Below are 17,163 nucleotides of genomic sequence, written 5' to 3' on the forward strand. Positions count from 1 at the left end.
TCTTGGGTCGGCGCGTTATGTAGTCGCCGCAGGCACGTAAGCCAAGTTTTAAACCGTCATTTCGGTCAGCCGCGCCGCATAGCGGGCCATCAGATCGACCTCGATATTAACCTCGCTGCCCGCCTTCCAGCCACCGATCGTGGTGACCTCGAGCGTGTGCGGGATGATCAGCACCGTAAAGGTCACGTCCTTGACCGAATTGACCGTCAGCGAGACGCCGTCGAGCGTGATCGAGCCCTTGGTGGCGATGAACCGCGCCAGCTCCCGCGTGGTGGAGAGCTCGAACCGCGCCATGTCGGGCAGGTCCTCGCGGCTGACAATGGTCGCGATCCCGTCGACATGGCCGGCGACGATATGGCCGCCGAGCTCGTCGCCGATCTTGAGCGCGCGCTCGAGATTGAGCTTCGTGCCCAGTTTCCAGTGCTTGGCCGTGGTCAGCGCCAGCGTCTCCGCCGCCGCATCGACATCGTACCAGGTTTTGCCGCCCGCGACGCCGGAGGCGACCACCGTCAGGCACACGCCGTTGCTGGCGATCGAGGCGCCGTCGGCGATGGTGGTCTGATCGTAGCTGCAGGCGATGCGCAGCCGGTGCAGCTGCCCTTGCACCACGGGCGTGAAGCTGACGATCTCGCCGATATCGGTGACAATGCCGGTGAACATTACGCGCGCTCGTAGATGGTGAGAGTGTCCTTGGAAGTATCCTGGCCGAATGTCTCGCTAGCATGAACCTTGTAGGCCTGCGACTGCGTGATTTCCGACAGGGGCAATGCATCGAGCGCATCGACGCCGCGAGGGCCCACCGCTTCCGCGCCGCGGAACAGCCAGATCTCGTCGGCGAGGTCGGCGGACACGAACGATGCCGCAACGCGGCTGCCGCCCTCGACCATCAGCCGCGTGATGCCCTTCCCGGCCAACGCATGCAGTGTGGCCGGCAAATCGAGCCCTGATGCACTGCCTGCAGGCACGCGCAATATTTGCGCACCGGCCGCACCAAGGCGGGTTGCAGCGGCAGGCTCCGCAAGCTCAGAAGCGATGACCCACAGCGGCGTCTCGCGCGCGGAGCGCACGAGCTGGCTTGAAGCGGGGATGCGCAGGCTCTGGTCGAGCACCACACGCACTGGCGAGCGCGCCGCCATGCCCGGCAGGCGGCAATTGAGCTGCGGATCGTCCGCCAGCACCGTGCCGATGCCGACCAGGATCGCATCGCTCTGCGCGCGCAGCAGATGCACGCGATTGCGCGCCGCCTCCCCCGTGATCGCGACCGGCTTGCCGCCGGCGGCGCCGATCTTGCCGTCGGGCGAAACCGCGAGCTTCAGGATCACGTGCGGACGCTGGTCCCGGATGCGGCGGAAATGGCCGGCATGGTCGAACGCGGCCTCCGCCGCGCACAGGCCTACGTCCACCGCGATGCCGGCAGCGCGCAGGCGTGCATGCCCCTGCCCTGCGACCTCCGGATTGGGATCCTCGATCGCCGCCACCACCCGCTTGATACCGGCGGCGATCACCGCATCTGCGCAAGGCGGCGACTTGCCGAAATGCGAGCACGGCTCGAGCGTGACGTAGAGCGTGGCGCCGCGGGCGGCTTCTCCTGCGCGCCGCAAAGCCTCGGGCTCGCCATGCGGCCGCCCGCCTGGTTGCGTCCAGCCGCGGCCGACGATGACGCCGTCCTTGACGATGACGGCACCCACGGCCGGATTGGGCCAGGTGCGACCCTGCCCGCGCCTCCCCAGCGCCAGCGCCAGCTGCATGAAACGAAGATCGGCGTCCTTGGCCTCACGGGCCTTCTGCGCGAACTGATCTTCCAGGATACGGAAGATCATTTGCGGATCGCGGCAAGCCGCGCTTCCTCCTCACCGGAGAGCTCGCCGAGCACGTTGGCGAAATCCTTGGCCTCGCGGAAATTGCGGTAGACCGAGGCGAAGCGCACATAGGCGACGTCGTCGAGCGTACGCAGATGCTCCATCACGGTCTCGCCGATCACCTCGGACGAGATCTCGGCCTCGCCGCCGGTCTCGAGCTCGCGCACGATGGTGGAGACCATCTTCTCCACCCTTTCCGGCTCGACCGGCCGCTTGCGCAGACTGATCGACACCGAGCGCATCAGCTTGTCACGGTCGAACGGCACGCGGCGGCCGTTGCGCTTGATCACCGTGAGCTCGCGCAGCTGCACGCGCTCGAAGGTGGTGAAGCGAAATTCGCAGGCGACGCACACGCGCCGCCTGCGAATGACGGAAGAGTCCTCGGTCGGACGCGAGTCCTTTACCTGCGTATCGAGACTGTTGCAGTTCGGGCAGCGCATCCGTTGACCTTAATCAGTTCTCTTGGCCTTATTGATAGATCGGGAACCGGTCGGTGAGCGCCTTGACCCGTTCCTTGATCGCGGCTTCCACCAGCGGCGCCTTGCCGTCGGAGGACTGCGCGATCGCGTTGAGGACCTCGGCGATCATGCCGCCGACCTGCTGGAATTCGGCGACGCCGAAGCCGCGGGTGGTGGCCGCCGGCGTGCCCAGACGAATACCGGAGGTGACGAAGGGCGACTCGGGGTCGAACGGAATGCCGTTCTTGTTGCAGGTGATGGCAGCGCGAACCAGCGCCTTCTCCGAGGCGTTGCCCTTCAGGCCCTTCGGCCTGAGATCGACCAGCATCAGATGGTTGTCGGTGCCGCCGGAGACGATGTCGAAGCCGTGGCTCTTCATCGCTTCTGCCAGCGCCTTGGCGTTCTCGACGACGTTCTTGGCGTAGACCTTGAAGTCCGGACGCAGCGCCTCGCCGAAGGCGACCGCCTTGGCCGCGATCACGTGCATCAGGGGGCCGCCCTGCAGACCCGGGAAGATCGCCGAGTTGAACTTCTTGGTCAGCGCCTCGTCATTCCACAGCATCAGGCCGCCGCGCGGGCCGCGCAGCGATTTGTGCGTCGTCGTCGTGGTGATGTGGGCATGCGGCACCGGCGAGGCATGCACGCCGCCGGCAACGAGGCCGGCGAAGTGGGCCATGTCGACCAGCAGATACGCGCCGACGCTGTCGGCGATCTCGCGGAAGCGCTTGAAGTCCCAGGCGCGCGAATAGGCCGAGCCGCCGGCGACGATCAGCTTCGGCTTGACCTCCTCGGCCTGCTTGGCGACCGCATCCATGTCGATGATCTGGTCCTCGCGGCGCACGGTGTAGTGCGCGGCCTTGAACCACTTGCCGCTCATGTTGACGGGCGAGCCGTGGGTGAGATGGCCGCCGGCCGCAAGGTCGAGGCCCATGAAGGTGTCGCCGGGCTGCAGCAGCGCCAGGAACACCGCCTGGTTCATCTGGCTGCCGGAGTTCGGCTGCACGTTGGCGAATTTGGCGCCGAACAGCTTCTTGGCGCGATCGATCGCAAGATTCTCGGCGACGTCGACCCACTCACAACCGCCATAGTAGCGCGCGCCCGGATAACCCTCAGCGTACTTGTTGGTCATCACCGAACCCTGCGCTTCCAGCACGGCCCGGCTGACGATGTTCTCGGAGGCGATCAGCTCGACCTCATGGCGCTGACGGCCGAGCTCACCCTTGATGGCGGCGGCGATGTCCGGGTCGGCCTGCTCGAGCGAGGCGGTGAAAAACGAATCGGGCGCGGAGGCGGACGCTGTAGAGTTCTTGGCTGAGGTCATCTTGCGAATATCTCCACCGCCGCAGCCTTTTGGCGGGCTACGGGCGGGTCTGGTGTGGCGATCGGAAGCACGCGCGATCTACCACATCGCCCGCAACAGGCCAAGCATTTGCGGGTCGGGCTCGATATTTGTGCAAGATATGGTGGGGATCGGGGAATTTCGGCAACCGGGCCGGTTCGAGGAACCGCCCGTCCGCCTAAACCCGAAATGGGACCGCTTCGGGCCTTAACGTCTCACCCCTGGGCGGCGGACTGCGACCAATGTCCCGTCACAGCCCGGTATACCCCGCCTTCACCGGGTCCACGCTGCCGTCGAGCTGCCGCAGGTAGGTCAGGCCGCAGACCGTCAACCTGTGCGGGTCCTTCTCGCCGGCTTCCATCAGGGTGTTGAGATAGTTCGTGACCTTGGCCCTCGCCTCCTCGCTGGCCGCGGCGGTGCGGTTGGCGAGCAGGTCATAGGTCTGCATGATGCGGTCGATGGCGGCTTCCATGGCACCCCTCTGGTTCGTCGGTATTTTGGGACTGTTGATCAGGCAACCGCGCGGGCCTCGGCCTGCGCCTCGAAGCGGGCGATCGCCTTGTTGGCGAGCCTGATCCTGTTGAATTCGCCGTGCTGGAGCAGCTTCACGATGATCCCGAGCAGGCGTTCGTCGGTGACGAGCGTATCGGGGATCGCGCCCGAGCGGCGAAGGTAATTCGCGGCGATGGCGTAAGCCTCGCTCACGAGTTCCACGTTCATCGCCTGAAGCCCGCGCTCGACCAGCATCGACATGTCTCCGATCCGAAGGAGATAAGCGCCGGAGCCGGAACTGGTTCCCCGCCCCGCGACTTTTTTCGCAGGTGCAAAAATGTAAACGCACCGGTCCGGGGGCAACTCCGGGCCGATGCGCTTGGGGAAGTCAGGCACGTTTTGGGAAGCTTGCCGGTCTTGTTGCGGGCCGGCTTGGCCTAATCCTTTGGAAAAATCAGAGGCGATACAGAATCTGGTCGGTCCAGAACCGCTCGAGGCGATGCAGCGACTTGTTGAGGGTCGAGAATTCCTCGCCCGAGATGCCGCCGACCTGCTCGACCGTCTTGACGTGCTTCTGGTAGAGCGCATCGACGATGCGGCGGACTTCCTGGCCCTGCGGAGTCAGGCGGATGCGCACCGAGCGGCGATCGACGCGCGAGCGCTGATGATCGAGGAAGCCGAGCTCGACGAGCTTCTTCAGATTGTAGGAGACGTTGGAGCCGAGATAGTAACCGCGCGTGCGCAGCTCGCCCGCGGTCAGCTCCTTGTCGCCGATGTTGTAGAGCAGGAGCGCCTGCACCGAGTTGATGTCCGCGCGGCCGCGGCGATCGAATTCGTCCTTGATCACGTCGAGGAGCCGGCGATGCAGCCGCTCCACCAGAGTCAAAGCTTCCAGATAGAGCGACTGCACCGAACCCTGCTGGCCGGAGACGCGCTCTGCGGTATCTGCCGCAGTTGCGACGGCTTTCATCATGACACTTCCCCTGTTGTCGTTTTTATCGACACTTATTCGACGAAACTTGTGTCCCGTCTGATAGGTGCAACTTAAGGGGCGCGTTTGAAGATCGGCTTAAATAAGAGAATAAAGAGATCATGAATTTAAGACAGTGAATTGCGGATTAAGCCTGTGCCACAAGCACTTTTCGCAACTCTCTGTTGACCTTCGCAAGGTCCTGTTCACCCTCCGTCCGCCGCACCTGTCGCATTCCAGAACAGCCCCGCTCCGTTTCGAAACGGGCGCGTAAGAGCTGTGGCGGAACCGGCTGGTCAACGAAAACTTACCGCAAATTTTAGGCAACCAGCGGTCAACCAAGCTGACCACTCTCGTGTCCCGGACAAGCGCCGCAAAGCGGCGCGCAGAGCCGGGACCCAGATGTTTCAAAGCGAGATTGCGGAGAGATGGGCCCCGGCTCTGCAGCGCACCGCTGAAGGAGCGCTGCGTCCGGGGCACGAGAGTGTGCTTTGCGATCGTCCGCCCTACGGCGGGCGCTCGCGCGCGGCCATCCACGCGAGCGCGAGATAGGCGGCGAGCATGAAGGCCTCGACGCCGACGACGATCAGGCTGCCGCCGTAGATTCCCGGGAACATCAGCTCGATCACCGCCATCGACACCACGGTGGTCAGCCACACCACCGCGCCCCATGGCGTTGCCAGCCACAGGCCGACCGCGGCGACGAGCTCGATCACGGCGAAGTAGACGGTGGCGGCCTGCCAGGCCATCGACTGGTTCTCGAACGCCTCGTCCTCGCCGCCGACGAAGCCGGTGACCTGCGCCCAGTGATAGAGCCCCTTCAGGATCGAGAGCAGCGCCATCACCCGCAGGAACAGCACCAGGCGGCGCGTCCAGACATTGTCGTCGGACTCGGTCCGCTCCGAAGAGATCGCAGCGACCGACATGGCGGTCTCTCTGGCGGTCTCTCTGGCGGCGTCTCTGGTAGTGTCCCTTGCGCCGTCGCGGGCCGCATCGCGGGTGGAGATCTCGGACATGGGCCCTTTGTGGCTGCTTCGCCCTGCAAAATCAATCGGCCGCGCCTTCCGTTCAACTCTGCCTTGCGGCAGGTCAAGCCGCGGTGACGGGAACCGTGCGAGCTGGTATAAGAATAATTCCAGCCGGAGGAAGAGTGATGGCGATCAAATACGGACGTCCGATCGAATTGCGCGAGGTCTCGCGCCACGAGGGCACGATGGTGCCCCATGCCCTCGATCTGACCGTCCGCCCGCGCCGCAACCGCAAGGCCGAATGGGCCCGGCGCATGGTGCGGGAGAACGTGCTCACCACCGACGATCTGATCTGGCCGCTGTTCCTGATCGACGGCAACAACAAGCGCGAGCAGGTCGCCTCGATGCCCGGCGTCGAGCGCCTCAGCGTCGACCAGGCCGTGCGCGAGGCCGAGCGCGCCATGAAGCTCACCATTCCCTGCATCGCGCTGTTTCCCTACACCGATCCGTCCCTGCGCGACGAGGAAGGCTCTGAAGCGACCAATCCGAACAATCTGGTTTGCCAGGCGGTGCGCGCGATCAAGAAGGAGTTTCCGGAGATCGGCCTGCTCTGCGACGTCGCGCTCGATCCCTTCACCAGCCACGGCCATGACGGCCTGATCTCGGACGGCAGGATCCTGAACGACGAGACGGTCGCGGTGCTGGTGCGCCAGGCCCTGGTGCAGGCCGAGGCCGGCTGCGACATCATCGCGCCCTCCGACATGATGGACGGCCGCGTGGCCGCGATCCGCGAGGGACTGGATCGCTCCGGCCTGTCCGACGTGCAGATCATGGCCTATGCGGCCAAATACGCCTCCGCCTTCTATGGGCCCTTCCGAGACGCGATCGGCTCGGCCAAGACGCTGACCGGCGACAAGCGCACCTATCAGATGGACAGCGCCAACTCCGACGAGGCGCTGCGCGAGGTCGAGCTCGACATCGCCGAAGGTGCCGACATGGTGATGGTGAAGCCCGGCATGCCCTATCTCGACGTGGTCCGCCGCGTGAAGGATACGTTCGCGATGCCGACCTTCGCCTATCAGGTCTCCGGCGAATACGCGATGATTGCAGCCGCCGCGAACAACGGCTGGCTCGACGGCGAGCGCGCGATGATGGAGAGCCTGCTTGCCTTCAAGCGCGCCGGCGCCGACGGCGTGCTCAGCTATTTCGCGCCGAAGGCGGCAGAGAAGCTGCGGGCGCAGGGGTAAGCTGGCGGGGTACCTTCACTGTCGTCCCTGCGTACGCATGCGTACGCAGGGACCCATACCGCGCAATCTAACTGTGATCCGCGGTATTCGTACCGGCGAAATCAACTAACGGTCTTCGCCAAACTCCTCCTGTGGTTATGGATCCCGGATCTGCGCTTCGCTTGTCCGGGACGACACCGGTGTTTGCGGCGCCAACATCGTGCCCTCCCTCGCCCCCGAATCGCCGGAATATTTCGGCATGTTGACATCCCAGCGCCCTTGGCAGGGGATGAGCCTGCTCCCATGTCCTGCCTCGAGGGTTTTTCCCTCTGTTTCCCCCTTGGGAGGACGGATCATGTCGTACGAGACGGGCAATTCGGGCGCCTGGCGCAATGACGGCGGGGTGCAGCCGCACGCCTACGACCCCTATCTGCACCCGGAGCTGTTTCGCGGCGTTGCAACGCGGCGGGCCTTCGCCTTCCTGATCGACATGGTCGTGATCTCGGTGCCGGTGATCCTCGGCTACATCTTCATCGCCTTGTTCGGCGTCGTCACCCTCGGCATCGGCTGGGCGCTGTTCTGGCTGGCCTGGCCGGCCTCCGTGGTCTGGGCCATCGTCTATTATGGTGCCTGCATCGGCGGCCCCTCCTCCGCCACGATCGGCATGCGCCTGATGGATCTGGAGCTGCGCACCTGGTACGGCGCGCCCGGCTATTTCGTGCTCGGCGCCACCCACGCCGTGCTGTTCTGGGTCTCGGTCTCGTTCCTGACGCCCTTCGTGGTGCTGGTCGGACTGTTCAATGGCCGCCGGCGCCTGCTGCACGACCTCGTGCTGGGAACGGTCGTGATCAACAATTCCGTCCGCGCGCCCGTACCGCAGGGCGCAAGGACCTATTGAGAAGCTGCTGATCAAGAACCTATCAACCAGGATCACTTAAGCTGTCTGATCTGACCTGCCGAGCAGACCGATTGACCAGGGGCTTCCGTAGCGCGATGCTGATACTCGTTTCGGAGGCCCACGACGTCCCTTGACCCAGCACTCGCGCGATACCCCCCAATTCTACCTCACGGCGCCCTCGCCCTGCCCCTATCTGCCGGGCCGGCATGAGCGCAAGGTGTTCACGCACCTGGTGGGGGAGCGCGCCGGCGATCTCAACGACCTCCTGACCCATGGCGGTTTCCGCCGCAGCCAATCGATCGCCTACCGGCCGGCCTGCGATCAGTGCCGCGCCTGCGTCTCGGTCCGGGTCGTCGCCAACGAGTTCCGCCTCTCCCGCAACTTCCGCAAGGTGATGGCGCGCAATTCCGACATCATCGGCGAGCAGCGCAGTGCGGTCCCGACCTCCGAGCAATATTCGGTGTTCCGGGCCTATCTCGACGCCCGCCACCGCCACGGCGGCATGGCCGACATGACCGTGCTCGACTACGCCATGATGGTCGAGGACAGCCATGTCGAGACCCGCATCATCGAATACCGCAAGCGCGGGCCCGACAGCGGCATCACCGGCCGCGGCGAGGAGCTGATCGCGGTGGCGCTGACCGACGTGCTCAGCGACGGCCTGTCGATGGTCTATTCGTTCTTCGAGCCGGGCCAGGTCAGCCGCTCGATGGGCACCTTCATGATCCTCGACCACATCGCCCGCGCCCGCCGGCAAGGCCTGCCTTACGTCTATCTCGGCTACTGGATCGAGGGCTCCAAGAAGATGGACTACAAGGCCCGCTTCCTGCCGCAGCAGCGCCTCGCGCCCTCCGGCTGGCTGCGCATCGACGCGCAGGGCGATGCGGCGTCCGAGCCGCAGGACTGAGGCGTCATCCGGAAGGTGCGGAGCGCTTTCCGGGAAGATCAAGCGCAAACGGCGACCATAAGGGCGATCAAGCGCGAGCGATGAACCTCAGCGCTGCGATCCCAGGCAAGAAGAAATAGCCGCCGCCGAGCGTCTGCGTGAAATGTTGCAGCGAAACTTCGCGGCCGCTCGCCAGCCCCGGAATGGTGAAGGTCTTCGGGCACGGCTGCGACCCCACGACCGGATCATCCTGGCTTTCGAGCGTTCCGAATCTCCGGTTTTGCAGCCAGCGCTGGTGAATGAACTCGAACTGCCGCTCGAGATCCGCATTGCAGGCGATGAAGAAGATGCCCTGGCGGCCCGACGACTCGCGGTACGGCCTGCCGCGCCGCAGCAAGCGGTGCAGCTTGGATGACCTGATGCTGGATTGCACGTCGATGCCGAGTGAGTCCCGGGGATTCGAACGACGCACATGCGCGCCTTTGGGACACATGAAACCGTCGGCGTCATCGACACGATAGCGGAACGCATCGGCTGCCGAATCCGGCGCGGGCACGGTCGGGTCGCCTTTCCACGACAGTGGAAGTCCGTTCTTCCTGCGCCCCATCAGCTTCTCGCCGGCCGAGACGCCGTTCGCCGCGAAGAAGTCCGCGTTCGCCATCTCGAACGCCCTGAACGCGGTCACATCCTGCTCGAACTGACGTACGGCGAGATAGCTTCCGTTCAGGGTGAATCGCCCGTTGGCACTCGTCCATCCCTCCACGTTCGGGCAGAAGGTCAACTCGTCGTATTCGTTGCGATAGCCCAGGATGAATTCGCCCGGCTCCACGAGGCGGTCGCCATAGAGATCGCCAGCCTCGTCTCGAGCCGCCCTCAAGGTCTCGCCGTCCTCGTCCCTGAGGCCCCGTATCACCGGTTGGGCAAGACCATCGCGAAATCCGAACGGCTCACGCAGTTTGCCATCCCCGTCGAAAAAATCGGAATCCTCGCCGACCTCGATGACGGAGAAAGCGCTCGATTTGATCTCGGGCAACCGCGAGACGGCGCCGCGCGCCTTCCATTCGGCCAGCAGGATGTGCACCACCTCGCCGCCACCCGGACCTTCGCGATCGGTCCAAGACCACTGCCGGTCGTCGTCCCGCAACAATCTGGCACGCAATTCGCTGCCCATGCCGCTGCGGAACGGCGTCGGAAACGGATGGTCACTGGTTTCCCGGCAACCCAGCTTCACCAGTCCCGAATAGGTGAAGCCGATCGCGACGACGGCATCGAGGGGCTTCGTCGCTTTCTCATTCTCTTTCTTCTTTTCCTGCTTCTCTTGTTTCGGCTTGCCAACCTGCTTCGCGCTGACGATCAGCCCGGTGTCGAGCAGCTCCGCCAGCCATGCCTTCGCCAGCGCCTCGTCGCGGATCGTCAGCAGCCTGAAACAACTGGTGGTGAGCGAGCCGAAGCCGCTCTTCAGCATGCCCTGGATGTCGTGGCTTTGCTCGGAGAGACGCGGAGCGTGCTTCATGTCTCGATGGCCCTCATGATCAGATCGTCGTTCTTCCCGTTGCGCTCGCCGAACAAGGCGTCGCGCAGTCCCGTCGCGAGGTTGATCTGGTCGACGGTCCGGTTGCAGGCGTCGAAATGGTAGAGGTGCGGGAGCATGCTGTCGCGCGCATAGGACTTGAATTTCAGCTCGCACTTCACGCCGCGGAAGACGACGAAGCGCGTCGGCGGAAAGCTGCGCGGCTTTGCAACGCCGGGCTGCCCCGCCAGCGCCGGCTCGCGCGGATGCAGCTCGGTCCAGCGCCAGGCCAGCGTGGTGCCGACGGCCGCGCCGTTGATGAAATCGTCGAGATAGCCGCCGAAATTGCCGTCATAGTTCGAGCAGAACAGAAAGCGGCGTCCGCCATCGATGATGTGCCAATGGCCGAAATGGATGCCCGGCGCATTGCCGAGCCAGCCTTGCGTGAAGAACACCCGTCCGGCAAACGTCACGATGCGCAGAGCCACGCGAATGCACCATGCGCTCCACCATTGCGGACCGCGCAGCTCCGTGAGGCTGAACATGTGCTGGGTCCCATCGACCAACTCGGCCTCGCAGCGCTCGACCGACGGATGAATCTGCTGGGCACGCGGAACGTCGTCTTCGAGCGGATGAAAGAACTTTTCGCTCAGCCCCGTGAAATAGCGATTGAGCCGGTAGAACAGCGCGCCGATGGCGAGCACCGCGGCGATCGCGACGACGGCGATCAACATGATCTGCAATCCGGTCAGCTTCGGCAGCTTCGGTTCGATGACATCATGCATGTAGACCGGAGCCAGCGCATAGGCCAATGGAGCAAGCGTGTAGGCGATGGCGCAGGCGGCAACGGCCAGCAGCAGCGGCACGCCGATGACCCAGCCGCCCACATAGGTCGCCAACGACGAGAGCGTCTCGGTCGGCCGATCGAGCTCCTGCTGAATGCTGTTCAACCAGCGCCTCCACGACACAAACTGCGCGGGCAGCGGCACAAGGAAGAGCCAAACGAGGAATGCGATCACTGCGAACGCCAGCAGCCCGTGCCAGCTCATCGTGAACAGGCATTCGGTCGTCTCGGTCACGGCGTGTTCGATCGCCTTACCCACCCGCCCCGGTTCGCCGAAGAACCAGTTAAAGGCGCGCGGCAATGCCCACACGATCCCGAGCAACGCGAACCACAGCACGATCGCGGCCACGGGATAAGCGAGCTTCGCGCCGATGCCTGCCCCCTTCCCGCGCCAATAGGATCGCGGCGCAGCTGTGGCCGCCCATCCGAAATCGGGATTGGCATAGGCCCACCGGGCCAGCGCCAGCGCGAAGGCGGTGCGATCGTTGCCGTATTTCGGCTTCAGCTTCCGCGCTTCGATGCGGGTCTGATCGAGCAGGTCCTTCTCCATCGCGATCTGCCGGACCGATCGGTCGCGGGCGCCGACGAAGCCGCCATCAGCGATGCTGTGCCAGCTGATCAGCTTATCCAGCAATTGCTGCTTATGCTGCGCCGTGGGCTCTGCGACGTTGGGAGCAATCATGGAGCCGAACAGCGCCCACATCGCGCCACCGGGATGGTAGACCAGCCGATACAACAGGTCGTACGGGCGGAACCCCTCCTCGACCGCAAGCTCGAGCACGAGCGACGGCTGCGGGTCGGGGTCGCCGGTCAAGGCCGGGAGCAGCCCGATCGAGGCGAAGTGGACCACCGCGACGTCCCGCAGGACGGCGTTCAACCCATCGTGGAGCGGCTTTGGAAGTTCCGCTCCGCCGGCCCAGCCTGGCGCAACGATGCAGATCATCTGCTGCCGGACGATCTCGAGCATGGCCGTCGTCTCCGCTCGCTCAGGTGATGCGCATGCGCATCGACAACATCAGGGGGCCGTCATAGGTGATGGCCTTGCCTTCACCGCGCGCCAGCTGCAGCCGGGGCAACGTCAGCAATCCGATCAGCGCGCTCGTCAGGATGTCCACCGCGTGGTCCCGGGCAGGACATTGGCGGTAGCCATATCCGAACATGAGATAGCGCAGCGGATCTTCGCTGCCCCAATCGCGCTCCGGGCAGAAGCTTCTGCTGTCGGAGACCGCGCTCGGATCGAACAGAGCGGCGATCCCCAGCAGCGACACCTTCCCGCCACCCGGACATTTCGCGTTCTGTCGCGCGCCCGTCTGCAGTTCCGTGTCCCGCGGCACGTCGCGCGCCAGCAGCGGAAAGATCGGGCGGAAACGCATCAGCTCGAGCACATGGTCGCGCACGTCCTTGCGGAAACCCGTGTCGGTCCAGACGCGGTCCTTGAGACTCTGGGCCCGGGACCAGAGTTTTTCGTAGACCTTGGGGCGGCCGAGGAGCTCCTGCACGGCAAGGGCTCCCGATTGAACGGTGACCGGATGCGAAATCCAGGCAAGCCCCACCGCGTTTCGTTCAATGTCCCGGGATGCGCTTTTGACACCCCACGCGGTGCCGATGGGGCCCGTCACGCGATCGATGCGCGCCTGAAGCGCATCGCCACAGGTCTCCGCCCGCCGCCGAAGGTCGAGCGTCGCAAGGCTGCCGGCCAGCAATTGACCTGCAACATACCGGATCTCCAGCATGTACTGCCGTTGCAGGCCTTCATCGACGGCGGCTTGCGCGGCCGGGTCCGCCGAGCCTGCCACCACCGCGTCGGTCGCCGATCCGAACAGCGGCTTCATGGCGTGGAAGACGACCCACATCAGATAGTTCTCGATCAGATCGAAACTGCGATCTCCGGATTCCAGCATCCCGATCCGTCTCTTGGCCTCCTCGTCGGACGCGTTCGGAACATCCAGGGCGTCGAGGCGCTCGCGGACCAGAGCCCTGTCGGCCGTGTAGGTCGGGCCGGGATCCATGCCGATGAGGTAGTCGCCGGACACCATGTTGGCGGCATGCGCCGTGTTGGAAAAGCTGGGCGTGCGCGTCAACACATCCTTGACCGCGCTGGCGCGGGCCACCATGCCGAATGGGCCCCCTATGGAGGGCCAGCGCCGCAACAGCGCGCCGGCCGCGCGCAAGACGACGATGTGGCGGTTGAGCCAGCAGAACAGACCATAGGAGAGCCTGCGTATTCCCGGCGCCAGCGCGTCGGGTTCATAGGTCGAGAGTTTCATGCTGCATACCCGTCCTTCCGCCAATCTGCGAGCACCGCGGCGGCCCGTCCTCGATAGTGGGGCATGCCCAGCCGCTCCGCTGCCTCGGCGACCCGCTTGAAATGCGCTTCGGCGCCCGGGAGATCGCCGGCCTGCCGCAAGGTGTCTGCAAGCTCGTACAGGGCTTCGGTCTGGTGACCGTATTCTTCGGCGGCCTCCTCGACGGCCTTGCGGCCGACTGCGATGGCATCGTCGAGCCGATCGAGCTTGCGATAGGCGACGCCGAGGCTCACGCGCATGAACGTCCGGCCGTAGGGCCCGGCCGCCTCGTAGATGCGGTCGGCGAACCCCTTCTCCAGCATCGTCGCCGCCTCGGCGGCCTTGCCGTTGCGCGCGAGCGCGCTGCCGAGAACGCCCGTGCACACCGAAAGCATGGTCGGGACGTTGTGCGTCATGCATTGCTGCACGCCCGTGCGCATCAAGGTCTCGGCACGATCGAGCTCCCTGCTCTCGATCCAGATCTGCGACTGGACGGTGTCGATCAGCAGACGGGAATAGGGATGGTTGATGTTCGACAGGATCTCGTAGGCCTTGGCACAGAACGCATGTGCCCTTGCGCTGTCTCCGAGCCGCCAGAGCGTGCTGGCATGAAACGCATACAGATTGATGATGGGGATGGCGGCCCATCCGGGTTGGACGCAATGCGCCGACAGCTCTGGTCCGTAGTCGGAGAGCAGAATCTGCCCCTCCATGGCGGCCTCTGCATATCGACCGAGAGCGTGGAGATTCATCACGCGGGTCTGGTGCGCTGCCATCATCATGTGGCGGCGTTGCGCAAGGCGCGCCGCCTCGAGTCCCCGTGTGGCATAGCGCAGACCCTGCTCGAAGCGGCCGCGCATCCACAGGAACACCGCCGTCTCGGTCGACACCGCCGCTCGTGCCCGCTGGTCGTTCAGTTGCACCGCGATGGCTTCCGCGCGCTCCATATTGCTGAAGATGTCGTCGATCTGTCCGAGAGCCAACATCGCCCCGATGGCTTCCAGGCGGAGCGCGAGCTCCAGGGTCTGCGCAACCGAGGCGTCATCGATTCGGCGGGCTGCCTGAAGACCCTTCTCGAACATTTGAAGGGCTTCCTGATTGGCCGAGCGCGAGATGGCACGCGCCATCGACTTGACGGTGAATCTCGCCGCCTGCTCCCACTCCTCGCCCTTGAAGGCATGGTGCGCCAGCGCCGGCGCGACATCCGCTCCGGCCGCCCCTGGTCGCGCATGCAGCGCCAGGAAGGCCTGACGATGCAGCGCCTTGAGCCGCGCGCGTGTGAGGGTGCCGAGCACGACATCGCGCACCAGTGCGTGACGAAACGCGAACGCGTGCTGTTCGAGCAGGCCGAGCGCCTGATCCGGTCCCGTCAGCAAGCCGGATGCAACGCAAAGACCCAGCAATTCTTCGGCACGCCCCAAGTCCACGGCCTGCATCGCGGCGATCAGTTCGCCCGTGATGGGGTCACCGAGGATCGCCGCGGCCTCGAGCGCGGACTTGGCGGCTTCGGGCAGCCTGTCGACGCGCGCGGCGATCACCGCGGCGATGGAGCCCGGCACGCGCAGCTCCCCGGGCGGCCGCTGCAGGCGGTATGCACCCGGCGTCCCCTCCAGCGATCCGTCGTCGATCAGCGTGATGACCAACTGCTCCAGGAAGAAGGGATTGCCGTCGGCGCGCGCGACCAGGTCGTTCATGATGCCGAGCACGGACAGATCGTCCCCCATCAGGGCGCGCGCGAGCCTGAGCAACTCGCCGTCGCGAAGGGGCTCGATCACGCGCTCCGCAAACCACGGGGCCTGGCGCCACTGATGTTCGAAATCGGGTCGATAGCTGACACAGACCAGGATGGGCAGACCCTGAAGCTTTGGAAGCAGCGCCTCGAACAACCGTCGGCTCTCGCGGTCGGCCAGGAAAACGTCCTCGAGCACGAGCACGAACGGGCCCGTCTGCGCCCGCCTGCGCACGAGCCAAAGCAATGCGTCGCCAATTCGCCGCCGCCGCTGCACCGGATTCAGCGCCAGCCAAGCCTGGTCCGGCGCCGCCAGACCCAGCAAGTCATTCACCGCCGCCAGATGCGCGGCACCTTCGCTGGCCCATTCGGCGTCGAGGATCTGCCTGTCGGATTGTGGGTCCGTCGCGCTTTGCGGCAACCCAGCCAAGCTTGCGATCAGGTCCGCGGCGGTGCTGTAGGCGCGTGCGCTTGCATAACCTCGCGCCTGCGAAAGGCAGACCTCCGTGCCTTGACTTGCAAGCGCGGCGATCCAGTCGGCTATCAAGCGGGACTTCCCGATCCCGGCATCGCCGCACAGCCCGATCGTCCGCATCACGCCGGTACGAACGATGTCGAGATCCGCAGCCAGGATCCGCAAGGACTCTTCGCGGCCGACCAGGGGCGCCCAGCGCTGCTTGCGCGTCAGCGGCGCAGCCGCCGAACTTTCGGTGGCGACCACGACCTCATGGAGCTCGACCGGATCGTCCAACCCTCGCACCGGCCGCATCCCGACCGGCCGCGTGTCGATCTGCTGCGCGACGAGCCGCTGCGTCGCGGCACTGATCAGAATGCCGCCGGGCGGGGCCATCTTTTCGAGCCGCGATGCAAGGTGAATCGTCTTGCCATCCGCCCCGTAATGCGACCAGCCGTATTGTCCGACGACGCCGACCAGGACTTCGCCCGAATTGATGCCGATGCGCAGCATCGGACTGGCCATGCCATGAACCTCATGGCCGGGAATGGTTGCTCTCTGCATCTTGAGGGCGGCAAGGCACGCGCGCAGGGCGTGATCCTCCTGCGCCATGGGCGCGCCGAACAGGGCGACGAGCCCGTCGCCGAGCAACTGGCTCACCGTACCGCCATAGGTCCCGACCGCTTCGGCCAAGTGGTTCAGCGCCTTGCCGAGATAGTTGCGGGATTCCTCGGGGTCGGAGTGCTGGAGCAGCGATGTCGAGTCGCAGACGTCGACGAAGAGAACGCTGACCTGCTTGTTTTCGGTCAACATCTGTGACCGAACCGCCGCATGATCATGCAGCGGAACAACCCGCTCCTCACGGTCAGTCGCGCCGGCCGCCGATGGACCAGAGGGCTGCTCCACGGCGCGATCGAGGCGCGCGCCGCATTGAGAGCAGAAGCGATGCTCACGAGCGACACGGGCTGAACATGCGGGACACTTGGTCACGGCAGTACACGCTCATCAATGACTTCAACGCAGCAATCAACGCTTTCTGGCCTGATCATCGTCCCCTCCCAGGACGTGAACCCGCGCAGCAAAAATCAATCCATCGCCAATGGCGGCGCCACTGGCTTCGCGCGCCTACTTTGCGCGCAACCCGTTCCAATTATCCGGAGAGAATGCGATCGGCGCACCTACTCCGGCGCGGGACCGCCGATTATCCCGCGGGGAGAAAAATCAAACCTGAAAGACGCAACATCA

Annotated in this window: 15 protein-coding genes; 3 read left to right on the plus strand and 12 right to left on the minus strand. The window is 65.0% G+C overall.

Features of this window, described 5'->3' with window-relative positions; genetic code table 11:
- Positions 1-48 precede the first annotated feature (48 nt).
- From UNPF46_RS28800 to UNPF46_RS28835, 8 genes are all read right to left on the minus strand, one after another.
- The gene (locus UNPF46_RS28800) at positions 49-660 is read right to left on the minus strand and encodes a riboflavin synthase (RefSeq protein ID WP_142252249.1); all 612 of its coding nucleotides are present in this window, start codon (positions 658-660) and stop codon (positions 49-51) included.
- Positions 660-1,820 carry a bifunctional diaminohydroxyphosphoribosylaminopyrimidine deaminase/5-amino-6-(5-phosphoribosylamino)uracil reductase RibD gene (gene ribD, locus UNPF46_RS28805; RefSeq protein ID WP_100177588.1) on the minus strand — a complete coding sequence of 387 codons (1,161 nt, stop codon included), beginning with the start codon at positions 1,818-1,820 and terminating at the stop codon, positions 660-662. The genes UNPF46_RS28800 and ribD overlap by 1 nt, the downstream gene beginning before the upstream one ends.
- A complete protein-coding gene (nrdR, locus tag UNPF46_RS28810; RefSeq protein WP_100177587.1) occupies positions 1,817-2,299 on the minus strand; it encodes a transcriptional regulator NrdR in 483 nt (160 codons plus the stop codon). The genes ribD and nrdR overlap by 4 nt, the downstream gene beginning before the upstream one ends.
- A 28-nt stretch (positions 2,300-2,327) precedes the next feature.
- Entirely contained in the window at positions 2,328-3,638 is a 1,311-nt protein-coding gene (gene glyA / locus UNPF46_RS28815) for a serine hydroxymethyltransferase (RefSeq protein ID WP_100177586.1), read from the minus strand.
- A 268-nt stretch (positions 3,639-3,906) separates the two neighbouring features.
- A complete protein-coding gene (locus tag UNPF46_RS28820; protein WP_014494771.1) occupies positions 3,907-4,128 on the minus strand; it encodes a hypothetical protein in 222 nt (73 codons plus the stop codon).
- Between the two features lie 38 nt (positions 4,129-4,166).
- Positions 4,167-4,403 carry a hypothetical protein gene (locus UNPF46_RS28825; RefSeq protein ID WP_100181200.1) on the minus strand — a complete coding sequence of 79 codons (237 nt, stop codon included), beginning with the start codon at positions 4,401-4,403 and terminating at the stop codon, positions 4,167-4,169.
- Between the two features lie 199 nt (positions 4,404-4,602).
- Entirely contained in the window at positions 4,603-5,121 is a 519-nt protein-coding gene (gene ldtR / locus UNPF46_RS28830) for a transcriptional regulator LdtR (RefSeq protein ID WP_018320040.1), read from the minus strand.
- Positions 5,122-5,624: 503 nt separating this feature from the next.
- On the minus strand, positions 5,625-6,134 hold the full coding sequence (locus UNPF46_RS28835; protein ID WP_100177585.1) for a DUF6163 family protein: 510 nt from the start codon (positions 6,132-6,134) through the stop codon (positions 5,625-5,627).
- 137 nt (positions 6,135-6,271) lie between these two features.
- Here UNPF46_RS28835 and hemB point away from each other — a divergent pair, with 137 nt between their 5' ends.
- The 3 genes from hemB (at position 6,272) to UNPF46_RS28850 (ending at position 9,117) form a co-directional block, all read left to right on the plus strand.
- A complete protein-coding gene (hemB, locus tag UNPF46_RS28840; protein ID WP_181770163.1) occupies positions 6,272-7,333 on the plus strand; it encodes a porphobilinogen synthase in 1,062 nt (353 codons plus the stop codon).
- A 334-nt stretch (positions 7,334-7,667) separates the two neighbouring features.
- Complete coding sequence (locus tag UNPF46_RS28845) at positions 7,668-8,210, plus strand: RDD family protein (RefSeq protein ID WP_100177584.1); 543 nt, start codon at positions 7,668-7,670, stop codon at positions 8,208-8,210.
- A gap of 130 nt (positions 8,211-8,340) precedes the next feature.
- Positions 8,341-9,117, plus strand: coding sequence for an arginyltransferase (locus UNPF46_RS28850; protein WP_100177583.1), 777 nt, complete (start codon positions 8,341-8,343; stop codon positions 9,115-9,117).
- A gap of 67 nt (positions 9,118-9,184) precedes the next feature.
- On the opposite strand, the gene UNPF46_RS28855 is transcribed toward UNPF46_RS28850, so the two are convergent.
- From UNPF46_RS28855 to UNPF46_RS28870, 4 genes are read right to left on the minus strand one after another with little or no spacing between them, the layout of a single operon-like run.
- The gene (locus UNPF46_RS28855) at positions 9,185-10,609 is read right to left on the minus strand and encodes a Dyp-type peroxidase (protein WP_181770164.1); all 1,425 of its coding nucleotides are present in this window, start codon (positions 10,607-10,609) and stop codon (positions 9,185-9,187) included.
- Entirely contained in the window at positions 10,606-12,417 is a 1,812-nt protein-coding gene (locus tag UNPF46_RS28860; RefSeq protein WP_142252250.1) for a hypothetical protein, read from the minus strand. Before UNPF46_RS28860 ends, UNPF46_RS28855 begins: the two co-directional genes overlap by 4 nt.
- Positions 12,418-12,436: 19 nt before the next feature.
- Positions 12,437-13,717 carry a cytochrome P450 gene (locus UNPF46_RS28865; RefSeq protein ID WP_142252251.1) on the minus strand — a complete coding sequence of 427 codons (1,281 nt, stop codon included), beginning with the start codon at positions 13,715-13,717 and terminating at the stop codon, positions 12,437-12,439.
- Positions 13,714-16,908 carry an adenylate/guanylate cyclase domain-containing protein gene (locus tag UNPF46_RS28870; RefSeq protein ID WP_142252252.1) on the minus strand — a complete coding sequence of 1,065 codons (3,195 nt, stop codon included), beginning with the start codon at positions 16,906-16,908 and terminating at the stop codon, positions 13,714-13,716. The genes UNPF46_RS28865 and UNPF46_RS28870 overlap by 4 nt, the downstream gene beginning before the upstream one ends.
- Between the last annotated feature and the right edge of the window lie 255 nt (positions 16,909-17,163).

The organism is Bradyrhizobium sp. UNPF46 (assembly GCF_006658625.1).
GTDB classification, from domain to species: Bacteria; Pseudomonadota; Alphaproteobacteria; order Rhizobiales; family Xanthobacteraceae; genus Bradyrhizobium; species Bradyrhizobium nitroreducens.

What these genes read in the sequence shown, in the direction of transcription:
- UNPF46_RS28820 (WP_014494771.1), bottom strand. Translation starts at nt 4,128, where the DNA reads ATGGAAGCCGCCATCGACCGCATCATGCAGACCTATGACCTGCTCGCC.
- UNPF46_RS28800 (WP_142252249.1), bottom strand. Translation starts at nt 660, where the DNA reads ATGTTCACCGGCATTGTCACCGATATCGGCGAGATCGTCAGCTTCACG.
- UNPF46_RS28845 (WP_100177584.1), top strand. Translation starts at nt 7,668, where the DNA reads ATGTCGTACGAGACGGGCAATTCGGGCGCCTGGCGCAATGACGGCGGG.
- nrdR (WP_100177587.1), bottom strand. Translation starts at nt 2,299, where the DNA reads ATGCGCTGCCCGAACTGCAACAGTCTCGATACGCAGGTAAAGGACTCG.
- ribD (WP_100177588.1), bottom strand. Translation starts at nt 1,820, where the DNA reads ATGATCTTCCGTATCCTGGAAGATCAGTTCGCGCAGAAGGCCCGTGAG.
- UNPF46_RS28860 (WP_142252250.1), bottom strand. Translation starts at nt 12,417, where the DNA reads ATGCTCGAGATCGTCCGGCAGCAGATGATCTGCATCGTTGCGCCAGGC.
- hemB (WP_181770163.1), top strand. Translation starts at nt 6,272, where the DNA reads ATGGCGATCAAATACGGACGTCCGATCGAATTGCGCGAGGTCTCGCGC.
- UNPF46_RS28825 (WP_100181200.1), bottom strand. Translation starts at nt 4,403, where the DNA reads ATGCTGGTCGAGCGCGGGCTTCAGGCGATGAACGTGGAACTCGTGAGC.
- ldtR (WP_018320040.1), bottom strand. Translation starts at nt 5,121, where the DNA reads ATGATGAAAGCCGTCGCAACTGCGGCAGATACCGCAGAGCGCGTCTCC.
- UNPF46_RS28855 (WP_181770164.1), bottom strand. Translation starts at nt 10,609, where the DNA reads ATGAAGCACGCTCCGCGTCTCTCCGAGCAAAGCCACGACATCCAGGGC.
- glyA (WP_100177586.1), bottom strand. Translation starts at nt 3,638, where the DNA reads ATGACCTCAGCCAAGAACTCTACAGCGTCCGCCTCCGCGCCCGATTCG.
- UNPF46_RS28865 (WP_142252251.1), bottom strand. Translation starts at nt 13,717, where the DNA reads ATGAAACTCTCGACCTATGAACCCGACGCGCTGGCGCCGGGAATACGC.
- UNPF46_RS28835 (WP_100177585.1), bottom strand. Translation starts at nt 6,134, where the DNA reads ATGTCCGAGATCTCCACCCGCGATGCGGCCCGCGACGGCGCAAGGGAC.